Source organism: Zoogloea sp. (genome assembly GCF_041911615.1).
Taxonomy (GTDB): domain Bacteria; phylum Pseudomonadota; class Gammaproteobacteria; order Burkholderiales; family Rhodocyclaceae; genus Zoogloea.
The window spans coordinates 56,353-67,309 of record NZ_JAYROR010000074.1; the positions used below are offsets into that span (position 1 = coordinate 56,353).

A 10,957-nucleotide genomic window follows, 5' to 3' on the forward strand; every position below is an offset into this window, starting at 1 on the left:
CGCACGGCGGCCCGAACGGGGCGGCCGGCACCTTTCCAGCGTAGTTCATCGGCCCGCCCTTTGCCGGCGGGCAACGCGGGTCAGGGCCGGGCGGCCAGCGCCTTCTCGACGGCGGCGACGAAGGCCGGGCTGTCAGGCGAGGTCTTGCTGGGGAAGCTCTGCACCCTGGTACCGCTGCGGTCGATCAGATATTTGTGGAAATTCCACTGGGGCTTCTCGCCGGTTGCGGCCGCCAGCTGGCGATACAGCGGGTTGGTACGGGCGCCCACCACGTCGGACTTGGCGAACATCGGGAACTTCACGCCGTAGGTCAGGCGGCAGAAATCCGCGATCTCCTTGTTGCTGCCCGGCTCCTGGCCGCCGAAGTCGTTGGACGGGAAGCCGACCACCACCAATCCCTGATCGCGGTATTTGGCGTACATCTTCTCGAGGCCGTCGTACTGGCCCGTGAACCCGCAATAGCTGGCGGTGTTGACCACCAGCAGCACCTTGCCGCGGTAGTCGCACATCGACTGGGGCGCGTCGTCCTGCAGCCGCGCAAAGCGGTGATCGAGCAGCGCCGGGCAGGCATCGGCCGCCCACGCGGGCAAACCGGGCAAGCCGAGGCCCAGCAACAGCGCAAAAGCGATGCGTTTCATCGAAAATCTCCTTGGGGTTGATACAAGCGGCACGCTGCCAGAGATGGACCGCCAACGGCGCGACGAGTTCGACACGCTCAACCGTAAGCCGGCGCCGGCACCACCCGCGAACGCGGCACCCGCTCCATCGACCAGTGGTCGATCGCCCATTGCCACAGCGTCGCCAGACCAGCTTCGGCCAGCTCCGCGGGCGGCGCCTGACCGAGAAAGTCCAGCGCGTCCGCCAGCACGCGGGCCGGATCGGCGCCGTCCACCGCCCGCGCCAGGGTTTGCTTCGACAGCTTTTCCCCTGCCGCGTTGCTCGCCACCGGCAGATGCGCGTAGCGCGGCGTGGGATACCCCAGCAGGCGCTGGAGCAGGATCTGGCGGGGCGTCGAATCGAGCAGATCGGCGCCGCGCACCACCTCGGTGACGCCGGCTTCGGCGTCATCCACCACCACCGCGAGCTGATAGGCAAACAACCCGTCGGCCCGTCGCAGCACGAAATCGCCCACGTCGGCCGCCACGTCCTCCTCGACGCGCCCCTGCACCGCATCGTCGAACGCGATCAGCCCCGGCACCACCCGCAGGCGCCACGCTCGCGCCGCGCGCCCGGGCGGCAGCCCCGCGCGGCAGGTGCCCGGGTAACGCCGGGTACCGTCGCGGGCGAGCGCCGAATCCGCCATTTCCTTGCGCGTGCAAGCGCAGCCGAAGATCCAGCCCGCCGCGTCGAGGCGCGCCAGCGCCGCCGCGTAGGCATCGGTACGGGCGCTCTGCCAGACCACCGGCCCATCCCACTCGAAACCGAAGCGCGCCAGCGTGCGCAGGATGCCCTCCGCCGCCCCCGGCACGGTGCGCGGTGTATCCACGTCCTCGATACGCAGCAACCAGCGCCCCCCCGCCTGGCGAGCGGTCAGATAGCTGCCAACGGCCGCCACGATCGAGCCGAAATGCAGCGGGCCACTGGGCGAAGGGGCAAAACGTCCAACCGACTGTGCCCTCAAGACAACACCCCGCGACAAAACCGCAGATTAACAGAAATTGACATTCTCTTTTAAATCATCAAGTTACTGAAACCCATCGAAAAACCTATGTCTTTCGGCATATTTCACCGAACCCGTCCGACCTAGATAATCCGCCGGTCGAAATGGGCTGTCCGTCCGTCTCCAGCCCCGCCGCCCACCGACCGCAGTCCCCGAACCCCACCGACGCCAGATGTACGCAGCATGAAACTCGGCATCCTCTCCAGCCCGGGCCAGGGCGCCTCCCGCGCGCGCGACAAGGCCGTCGCCAGCCCGGGCCTCCGCAGCATTCTGCTCCAGATTGGCGGACAGCTCGCCGGCATCGCGACCGTGCTGGCCCTGTGGCCGCACGTGGACCAGCGCGGGCAGCTGCTCGCCTGGTGGCTCGGCCTGAGCGCCAGCCAGGCGCTGCTGCTCGGCCTCGAGCGCCCCCTGGAACCCACCGCCGGACGCGCCGACGACGCACCGCTGCGCAGCTACTTCTCGTCGGCCGGCGCCATCATCAGCGGTTCGGCCTGGGGTTCGCTGGCCCTGGTCGGCCCCTATCACGCCAGCCCCCAGGCGCAGGCGATCCTGTTCGTCGTGCTGTGCAGCATGGCCCTGGCCGGCGGCGGTTTCATCCGCCACGCGCGCAGCGCTTACGCGGCCTTCGTCTCGGCGTGCCTGCTGCCGCTGTTCATCCTGTCGGTGGTCAATCCCCCGTCGGCGGTACCCGCGGCCGGCCCCTGCCTGCTCGCCTTCGCGGTCTTCGCGCTGTCGGTGTATTTCCTGCAGTTCGAGGGGCGTCAACGCACCACGCACCACGGTCTCGACGCCGTGCCGCCGGTGCGCAACCACCAGGCCATGCTCGACAACGCCCGCGCGGCGATCCTGCTCTCCCGCGGTCATCGCCTCGAGGTCTGCAACCCGCGCTTTGCCGAACTCATGCGCGACACCGAACACGGCCTCGCCGGCACCCGGCTGGCCCGCAGCTTCGCCAGCCGCGCCGAATGGCGTCGTCACGCCCTGGCCGCCACCGAAACCATCCGCCGTGGCGGCACCTACCACGGATCGGCGCAACTGCGCCGCCGCGACGGCAGCCTGTTCTGGGCCGAACTCACTGGACAGGCGGTCGATCCCGAAGTCTCGCCGCCCCAGGTGGTGTGGGTGGCGTTCGACATCACCGACCGGATGCTGGCCTCCGCCCGCGACGAGCTGATGGTCGCGCAGTTGCACGCCCTCATCGGCCAGAGCGCCGACTGGTACTGGCAGACCGACCCCCAGCATCGCCTGACCTGCGTGACCCGCCACACCAGCGCCCGCGACGACACCCTCGAGCGCAATCTGGGCCGCAAATGGTGGCAGCTTCACCGGCCCGGCCGCGAGCTGCGGGCCGAGCAGGCGGCGGCGGTGCGCGCCGCCTTCGAGGCTGGCCGGGGCTTTCGCAACCTGCAGGTCGAGCTCCCCGACGGCGCCCGGCCGCCCTTATGGCTCAGCCTGAACGGCACCCCGCGGCTCAACGAGCACGGCGCCTTCCTCGGACACCACGGCATCGCCGTGGACATCACCGAGCAGGTGCGCAGCACCGAACGAATCCGTCATCTGGCCTACCACGACGCCCTCACCGGGCTGCCCAACCGGCGCCTGCTCACCGACCGGCTGGACCTCGCGATTGCCCGCGCCCAGCGCCACGGCGATCGGGTCGGGCTGATCCTCGTCGATCTGGACGACTTCCGGCGCATCAACGATCTGGGCGGTCACGCAGCCGGCGACCAGGCGCTGCTCGAAACCGCCGACCGGCTCCGCCAGTGCGTGCGGGCCAGCGACACGGTGGCACGCCTCGGCAGCGACGAATTCGTCGTGCTGCTCGACACCCTCGACGATCCAGCGGAGGCGCAGCGGGTGGCCGCGGCCATCCTGTCCACGGTGAATGAACCGCTCACCGAGCGTCGCCCCCCGCACCCGGTGGGCACCAGCATCGGCGTGGCCACCTTCCCCGAGGACGCCGGCAGCGCCGACGAACTCATCAAGGTCGCCGACATGCGCATGTTCCGCGCCAAGCGGCGCGGCGGGGCGCGCATCGAAAGCCGGGACGGCGGCACACCGGCCACCGTTCCCCACTTCGAAGTGATCTACTAGCCGGCGCGGACCGCCCCTCAGGCCGAGAGGTCGGTGCTGCGCACGCGACGCTGACGCACCGCCTCGGCCAGCACGTCGAGCACCACCAGGCTGTCTTCCCAGCCGATGCAGGCGTCGGTGATGCTCTTGCCGTACTCCAGCTCGACGCCGGGCTTCAGGTCCTGGCGGCCTTCCTTCAGGTGCGACTCCACCATCACGCCCATGATCCGGTCGTTGCCCGCCGCCATCTGGCCCGCCACGTCGCGCGCCACCTCGACCTGCAGGCGGTGCTGCTTGCGGCTGTTGGCGTGGGAGAAGTCGATCATCAGCTTGCCCTGCACACCCGCCGTGGCGAGGTCCTTGCAGGCCGCCTCGACGCTCGCCGCGTCGTAGTTCGGGCCGGCGCCGCCGCGCAGGATCAGGTGGCAGTCCTCGTTGCCCGAAGTGGACACGATGGCAGAGTGGCCGGCCTTGGTCACCGACAGGAAATGGTGCGGCGACTGGGCCGCCTTGATCGCATCGACGGCGATGCGCACGTTGCCGTCGGTCCCGTTCTTGAAGCCCACCGGGCACGACAGCCCCGACGCCAGCTCGCGGTGAACCTGGCTCTCGGTGGTGCGCGCCCCGATCGCCCCCCAGGAGATCAGGTCGGCGAGGTACTGCGGCGTGATCATGTCGAGGAACTCGGTGGCCGCCGGCAGGCCCAGCTCGTTCACATCCGACAGCAGCTGGCGCGCCAGGCGCAAGCCCTCGTTGATCGCGAAGCTGCCGTCCAGGTGCGGATCGTTGATGAGGCCCTTCCAGCCCACGGTGGTGCGCGGCTTCTCGAAGTACACCCGCATCACGATCAGCAGGTCGTCCTTCAGGCGGTCCGCCTCGGCCTTGAGGCGGCGCGCGTATTCCATCGCCGCGTCGTAATCGTGGATCGAACAGGGGCCGATCACGACCAGCAGGCGGTCGTCCGCGCCGAACAGGATGCGGTGGATCGCGCTGCGCGCCTCGAAGGTCGTCGCCGCGGCCTTGACCGTGGCGGGAAATTCCCGCAGCACATGGATCGGCGGAGCAAGCTCCTTGATCGCCTTGATGCGGACGTCGTCGATGTGGACTTTCGAGGTGGAAGGCATGGTGAATCCTGTCGGCTTGCTTTTGAGGGAATCGATGATTCTAGCCGATGCGCCCGCCGCGGGCCACGCAGCGCCACAACATACGCCACAGGCGCATGTCGCAGGCATCGTCGGTACGCGCTGCGCTGCGCTCCGCAAGCGATCACGGGTTGGCTTGAACTGTATTTTTTTATAGATTAAGCTCAAACCATGAAGCCACCCGCCCTGCACCGGGGGCGAGGCAGTCGCCTCAATCCCGGCACCCGCTACGCCGACTGGCAACGCGCCGCCTTCGACGACGGCTGGGGCACATCCGACCTGGCTGCCGAGCCGTCCGACGACGCCGTGCCCGGCCCGCCCACCACCTTGCTGATCGACCACGCCCGCTCGGTGATCGTCCGCAACAGCTCGCCCGACGTGCCGTTCGAGCAGTCCGTCAACCCGTACAAAGGCTGCGAGCACGGCTGCGCCTACTGCTTTGCTCGCCCCGGCCACGCCTACCTGGGCCTGTCGCCGGGACTGGATTTCGAGACCAAGATCGCCTGGAAGCCCGACGCGGCCGTCGTGCTCCGCCGCGAGCTGGCGGCCCCCGGCTATCGCTGCCGGCCGATCGCGCTGGGTATCAACACCGACGGCTGGCAACCCGTCGAGCGGCGCCTCGGCCTCACCCGCCAGCTCCTCGAAATCCTCGCCGAAACGCGCCATCCGGTTTCCATCGTCACCAAGTCGGCCCTCATCGAACGGGACGTCGACCTGCTGGCCGACATGGCGCGGGATGGGCTCGCTCAGGTCATGCTGTCGATCACCACCCTCGATCCCGCCCTCGCCCGCAAGCTCGAGCCGCGCGCGGCATCGCCGGCCCGACGCCTGGCGGCGATGGCACGCCTGCACGCGGCGGGGGTGCCGGTGGGCGTACTGTTCGCGCCGCTCATCCCGGCCATCAACGATCACGAAATGGAAGCGGTGCTGGAAGCCGCCCGTGGGGCGGGCGCCGAATCGGCCGGGTACGTGCTGCTGCGCCTTCCCCACGAACTGAAGACGCTCTTCGACGACTGGCTCCACAGCCATTTTCCGGACCGCGCCGGACACGTCCAGAGCCTGCTGCGCCAGCTCCGTGGCGGCGCGCTCAACGACAGCCGCTTCGGCCACCGGATGCGTGGCGAGGGCGTGTTCGCCGACCTCTACAGCCGCCGCCTCGCCCGGCTGTGCGAAAAGCTGGGGCTCAATCGCACGCGACGGGCGCTGGTCACCACGCGGTTCCGCCCACCACGGCTCGACGGACAGCTCGATCTTTTCTGACGAGCACCGAGCGGCGGGCGATCAGCGGCGGTAGTAGCCGCCCCAGCCGAAGCCGCCGTAGCCAAAGCGGCCCGAAGGGTAACCATGGGGCCAGAAGGGGTCGTAGTAGGGCGAGTAGGTCGGGCCGTAATACGTGCGGCGGCGGCGCTCCTCCTCGGCGCGAGCGCGGTCTTCGGCGGCAGCCTGGGCGGTGTCGCGGCGAACCTTCGCCGCGGTGGCCTCGTCACGGGCCCAGCGTTCCTGGGCGGCAGCCAGTTCGTCCAGCACCGCCTGGGCCACGCCCTGGTCGCGCAGGCGCTGGGCTTCGGCCGGCGTCAGCGCGTGGTGGGTCGCGGTGCGGCGGATCTCGTCGATCAGTGCGGCGGCGCCCACCCCCTCGCGCGACTTGCGCACGATGTCGTCGAGGGACAGCGGGCCGCTGCGCCGCGCGGCGTCGAGCAAGGCCGACGCCGCCGGATCGAGGCGACGCAGGGAATCCGGCGACGAAGACGGCGTCGCACAGGCGGTCAGCAGCAGTGGGGCCAGCAGGGCGACGACGCGCCAGGAAGAACGCTGGGGCATCGCCGCCTAACCCGCGATTTTTTCGTACAACGACACCACGGCGTCCATCTGTTCGAGGATTCGCTCGCTGGTGGTCGCCACGTCGGACATGCCCTTCTTGCGGTCACCCGCCTGCATACCAAGGGCGTTCTGGAAGAAGAACCACTGCTGCTCGACCAGCCCGAGCTCGGACTTGATCTGGGCGGTGTTCTGAGGCGCGGTCTTGAGTTCGTCGTGCGCCTTGGCGAACTCCTTCATCGCCGTATCCAGCATCTCCCGCGCGGGGCCCGGGTTGATGCCCATCTGGTGGAACAGGTAGGCCTTGGCCATGCGCTGGGACAACATTCGCTGACGCCCCGACAGATTGATCAAGCGCCCGGCCGAACTGCCCGCGGCCCGCTCGTAGGCGACGGTGAGCTTTTGCGCCGCGGCCAGCACGGCCTCGCTGCCCGCCCACACCGCCTTAACGTCGCCGCGTGGATCGAGCAGCAACGGACGGTAGCGGCTCCAGTCCTGGTCGAGCAGCCCCCACGCGGCGCGCACCTCGTCGTTCGGCTGGGTGCCCTTGAGATCGGCCATCTGCTGGTCGAACAGGCGCACCGACTGGTCGAGGATCGAACGGGCGCGATCGGGCACCACACCGTCCACGAGCAGCAGCCACGCCTTGGCACAGCGCTGGGACAACATGCGCTGACGCCCCGCGCGGTTGATGGCCGCCTGCAGGGACAACCCCGCCGGCGCCGCACCGGCCGCCGCCGGGGCGGCGAACGCGCGCGCCGCAGGCAGCAGACCCGCCGCAATCAGGAATTCACGCCGCTTCATGGTTCAACCTCCAGTGCCTCCGACGGTCAGGCCGTCGATGCGCAGCGTCGGCTGGCCGACGCCCACCGGGACGCTCTGGCCATCCTTGCCGCAAGTGCCGACGCCGGGGTCCAGCGCCAGGTCGTTGCCGATCATCGAGACCCGGGTCAGGCAGTCGGGGCCGTTGCCGATGAGGGTGGCACCCTTCACCGGGCGCGTCACCTTGCCATCCTCGATGAGATAGCACTCGGACGTCGAGAACACGAACTTGCCCGAGGTGATATCCACCTGGCCGCCACCGAAATTGGCCGCGTACAGCCCGTTCTTGACCGACGCGATGATCTCGCCCGGCTCGTGCTGGCCCGCCAGCATGATGGTGTTGGTCATGCGCGGCAGGGGCAGATGGGCAAAGGATTCGCGGCGCCCGTTACCGGTGGGTTTGACGCCCATCAGGCGGGCATTGAGCATGTCCTGCATGTAGCCGGTGAGGATGCCGTCCTCGATCAGCACGGTGCGCTGGGTCGGGTTGCCCTCGTCGTCGATGGTCAGCGAGCCGCGGCGATCGCGCAGGGTGCCGTCGTCCACCACGGTGACGCCCCTGGCCGCCACCTGCTGGCCGATACGGCCGCTGAAGGCCGAGCTTTCCTTGCGGTTGAAGTCGCCTTCGAGACCGTGGCCGATGGCTTCGTGCAGCAGGATGCCGGGCCAGCCGTTGCCGAGCACGACGGTCATCATGCCCGCCGGCGCCGGGCCGGCACCGAGGTTGACGCGGGCCTGATGCACCGCCGCCCTGGCGAACTCGCCGAGCACGGCATCGCTGAAGTAGCCGTAGTCGTAGCGCCCGCCCCCGCCACCGGAGCCCTGCTCGCGGCGGCCGTTCTCTTCCATGATGACGGTCACCGAGACCCGCACCAGTGGGCGCACGTCGGCGGCCAGGTGGCCGTCGCTGCGCGCCACCAGCACCACTTCCCAGGTGCCGACGAGGCTCGCCATGACTTCCTTGACGCGCGGATCCTCGGCGCGGGCCATCGCCTCGAGGCGCTCCAGCAACTTGACCTTGGCCACGTCGTCGAGGGAGCCGTGGGGGTTGTCCGGCAGGTACAGCGGCGCCGGCATCTTGCGCGCCGCCTCGATCTTGTGGGCCTTGCGGCGACCACTGTCGGCAATCGCCCGGGTGGCCGCGGCGGCGTCCTTGAGGGCCTTCAGGCTGATGTCGTCGGAGTAGGCGAAGGCGGTCTTCTCACCGGTGATGGCGCGCACGCCGACGCCCTGCTCGATGTTGAAGCTGCCCGACTTGACGATGCCCTCCTCGAGGCTCCAGGCCTCCGAGCGGTGATACTGGAAGTACAGGTCGGCGTAGTCGAGCTTGTGGCGGAAGAGCTTGCCGAAGACCTTGTCCAGATCCTCGAAATCCAGGTCGTAGGGTTTGAGCAGCAGTTTGCTGGCGGTTTTCAGCGGATTCGGGGAGGCGTTCTTGCTCATGGTCTTTCGAAGTTGAATGGCGCTGTTTCAGCCGATCTTGCGGTGTTTGAGGGCCGGCAGGCTGGCGCGCACCTCGGCGATGCGGGCCGGGTCCAGGTCGGCGACGACCACGCCCGGCCCTTCGGCCAGGCGCGCCACGACTTCGCCCCAGGGGTCGATGACCAGACTGTCGCCCCAGGTGCGGCGGCCGCCGGGATGGGTGCCGCCCTGGGCACTGGCCAGCACGTAGCACTGGTTCTCGATGGCGCGGGCGCGCAGCAGGACTTCCCAATGGGCGCGGCCGGTGGTGTAGGTGAAGGCGGCGGGCAGGACGATCAAGTCCACGTCGCCCATCGCCCGGAAAAGCTCGGGGAAGCGCAGGTCGTAGCAGATCGACAGGCCGACGCTGCCGCACGGCCCCTCGAAGGTGACCACGTCGTCGCCGGCCTCGATGGAGGCCGATTCGTCGTAGCGCTCGCCGCCACGCTGGAAGCCGAACAGGTGCACCTTGTCGTAGCGGGCTACCCGACGTCCGGTGTCGTCGAAGACCAGCGTGGTGTTGCGCACCTTGTCGGCGGTGCTGGCCTCGAGCGGCATCGAGCCGCCGACCAGCCACACCTTGTGGCGGGCCGCCGCGTCCTTCAGGAAGGCCTGGATCGGGCCATCCCCGTCGCGCTCGCGGATGCGCACCTTGACGGTCTCGTCGGGGGTGATGAGGGGGAAGTATTCGGGCAGCGCCACCAGCTGCGCGCCGGCGTCGGCAGCCTGGGCGATCAGGCGCTCGGCCTCGGCGAGGTTGGCGGCAACATCGGGGCCGGAAACCATCTGGACGGCGGCGATGCGACAGGCGGGGCGACGGGTCATGGGCGCTTCCTCGGGCGGCTGGACGGTGTCAGGGTACGGGCGCGGCGGCCGGGCGGGCCGCCAGTTTTTCGACCTTGGGATCGGACCATCCGCCGGTCACTGCGTATTCGAAGCTGAACAGTTTCTCCACCGGGTCGCGCAGCGCCTTCTGAACCAGGTAGGCCGCGAGCCCGACCGCCGGGTGGATCATGCCGGTGGTGGCGATGGCGGAGCCGACCGCGATCGACTCCGACAACGTTGGCTGGACCCGCACCCGCAGGTTCTGGGTTTCCCGTGCCGCGTCGGCCTCGCCGCTCATGAAGACCCGCGCCGCCGGACCGAAGATTTCCAGGTCGTCGGTGCGCAGCACGCCGTTATTCATCTGGATGCTACCGGAAATGCGGTCGAAGGCGAATCCTTGGGAAAAGACGTCGCGGAAGTCGAGGGTGATGCGCCGCGGCAGCGCCTGCAGGCTGAGCACCCCGAGCAGCCGCCCGACGCCCGGTTCGAGCTGGGCGAACTGGCCGTTTTCGACCTGCACGCGCATCTTGCCGCCCAGGCTGGGAATGTGCAGGGCGGTGGGCGGACCGCGCCACGCCAGCTCGCCGTCGAGCACGCCCTTGCCCCGCTGCACAGCCTCGGGATAGCCGAGGCGGGCGAGCATCTTCTCGACGTTGCCCACGTCGAACTTGAAGTTCAGCCGCGTTTCCTCCTTTGCGCCGGGCCGCCACACGCCGTTGCCCGACAGGGTGCCGTCAGGGTTGGCGATTGAAAACTGCTCGAGTCGCCAGGTGTCGCCCCGGTTGGCGGCCTTCAGGTCGAGGCGGCCGAGCTGTTTGCCGCGCAGCACGAAGCTGTCGGCGCTGATGTCGAGGCCGGGCAGCTCGGACAGGCGCTCCTCGTCGGGACGCGGCGCGTCGGCGGCGCCGTCCCTGGCCCCGTTGCCCAGCGCCAGCTGGCGGAAGCGCGCCTGCAGCCGTCCGCGCCCCTGGTCGCGCCAGACGATGTCACCGCTGGCTTCGCGGCTCGCCAGCCGGGCCTGCCAGCCGCCCTCCTCCATCACCGCGCGCAGATTCACGTCGCTGAGGCGGTGGCCGAGCATCTGCAGTTCGCCGGCCCGCAGCGCGAGGCCCGACAGGGGAAAGCCGCCCTCGCCCGCGGCGGCCGGATCGGC

General features: G+C 69.4%; 10 protein-coding genes. 2 read left to right on the top strand and 8 right to left on the bottom strand.

What is annotated here, in order from left to right; genetic code table 11:
• Window positions 1-80 precede the first annotated feature (80 nt).
• Both ACE3P2_RS08655 and gluQRS read right to left on the bottom strand, forming a co-directional pair.
• Window positions 81-638 carry a glutathione peroxidase gene (locus ACE3P2_RS08655; RefSeq protein ID WP_374263473.1) on the bottom strand — a complete coding sequence of 186 codons (558 nt, stop codon included), beginning with the start codon at window positions 636-638 and terminating at the stop codon, window positions 81-83.
• Between the two features lie 77 nt (window positions 639-715).
• Entirely contained in the window at window positions 716-1,621 is a 906-nt protein-coding gene (gluQRS, locus tag ACE3P2_RS08660) for a tRNA glutamyl-Q(34) synthetase GluQRS (protein WP_374263475.1), read from the bottom strand.
• A 222-nt stretch (window positions 1,622-1,843) separates the two neighbouring features.
• Between gluQRS and ACE3P2_RS08665 the strand changes: the two genes are divergently transcribed.
• On the top strand, window positions 1,844-3,757 hold the full coding sequence (locus tag ACE3P2_RS08665) for a diguanylate cyclase domain-containing protein (protein WP_374263477.1): 1,914 nt from the start codon (window positions 1,844-1,846) through the stop codon (window positions 3,755-3,757).
• A gap of 17 nt (window positions 3,758-3,774) precedes the next feature.
• On the opposite strand, the gene aroG is transcribed toward ACE3P2_RS08665, so the two are convergent.
• Window positions 3,775-4,860, bottom strand: a complete 1,086-nt coding sequence (gene aroG, locus ACE3P2_RS08670; protein WP_374263479.1) for a 3-deoxy-7-phosphoheptulonate synthase AroG — start codon at window positions 4,858-4,860, stop codon at window positions 3,775-3,777.
• 189 nt (window positions 4,861-5,049) lie between these two features.
• On the opposite strand from aroG, the gene ACE3P2_RS08675 reads away from it, so the two are divergent.
• On the top strand, window positions 5,050-6,138 hold the full coding sequence (locus ACE3P2_RS08675) for a PA0069 family radical SAM protein (RefSeq protein ID WP_374263481.1): 1,089 nt from the start codon (window positions 5,050-5,052) through the stop codon (window positions 6,136-6,138).
• A 21-nt stretch (window positions 6,139-6,159) separates the two neighbouring features.
• On the opposite strand, the gene ACE3P2_RS08680 is transcribed toward ACE3P2_RS08675, so the two are convergent.
• From ACE3P2_RS08680 to ACE3P2_RS08700, 5 genes are all read right to left on the bottom strand, one after another.
• Window positions 6,160-6,699 (bottom strand): hypothetical protein, encoded by a 540-nt coding sequence (locus ACE3P2_RS08680; protein WP_374263483.1) that lies wholly within the window; start codon window positions 6,697-6,699, stop codon window positions 6,160-6,162.
• A 6-nt stretch (window positions 6,700-6,705) separates the two neighbouring features.
• A complete protein-coding gene (locus ACE3P2_RS08685) occupies window positions 6,706-7,500 on the bottom strand; it encodes a type IV pili methyl-accepting chemotaxis transducer N-terminal domain-containing protein (protein WP_374263485.1) in 795 nt (264 codons plus the stop codon).
• A 3-nt stretch (window positions 7,501-7,503) separates the two neighbouring features.
• Window positions 7,504-8,961 (bottom strand): metalloprotease TldD, encoded by a 1,458-nt coding sequence (gene tldD, locus ACE3P2_RS08690; protein WP_374263487.1) that lies wholly within the window; start codon window positions 8,959-8,961, stop codon window positions 7,504-7,506.
• A gap of 27 nt (window positions 8,962-8,988) precedes the next feature.
• Window positions 8,989-9,804, bottom strand: a complete 816-nt coding sequence (locus tag ACE3P2_RS08695; protein ID WP_374263489.1) for a carbon-nitrogen hydrolase family protein — start codon at window positions 9,802-9,804, stop codon at window positions 8,989-8,991.
• Between the two features lie 28 nt (window positions 9,805-9,832).
• Window positions 9,833-10,957, bottom strand: a 1,125-nt coding sequence (locus ACE3P2_RS08700; RefSeq protein WP_374263491.1) for a YhdP family protein, incomplete at its 5' end; no start/stop codon positions are given.

Excerpts from the sequence above, each read along its gene's own strand:
- ACE3P2_RS08655 (WP_374263473.1), bottom strand. The coding sequence starts at position 638 with ATGAAACGCATCGCTTTTGCGCTGTTGCTGGGCCTCGGCTTGCCCGGT.
- ACE3P2_RS08665 (WP_374263477.1), top strand. The coding sequence starts at position 1,844 with ATGAAACTCGGCATCCTCTCCAGCCCGGGCCAGGGCGCCTCCCGCGCG.
- aroG (WP_374263479.1), bottom strand. The coding sequence starts at position 4,860 with ATGCCTTCCACCTCGAAAGTCCACATCGACGACGTCCGCATCAAGGCG.
- ACE3P2_RS08675 (WP_374263481.1), top strand. The coding sequence starts at position 5,050 with ATGAAGCCACCCGCCCTGCACCGGGGGCGAGGCAGTCGCCTCAATCCC.
- ACE3P2_RS08680 (WP_374263483.1), bottom strand. The coding sequence starts at position 6,699 with ATGCCCCAGCGTTCTTCCTGGCGCGTCGTCGCCCTGCTGGCCCCACTG.
- ACE3P2_RS08685 (WP_374263485.1), bottom strand. The coding sequence starts at position 7,500 with ATGAAGCGGCGTGAATTCCTGATTGCGGCGGGTCTGCTGCCTGCGGCG.
- tldD (WP_374263487.1), bottom strand. The coding sequence starts at position 8,961 with ATGAGCAAGAACGCCTCCCCGAATCCGCTGAAAACCGCCAGCAAACTG.
- ACE3P2_RS08695 (WP_374263489.1), bottom strand. The coding sequence starts at position 9,804 with ATGACCCGTCGCCCCGCCTGTCGCATCGCCGCCGTCCAGATGGTTTCC.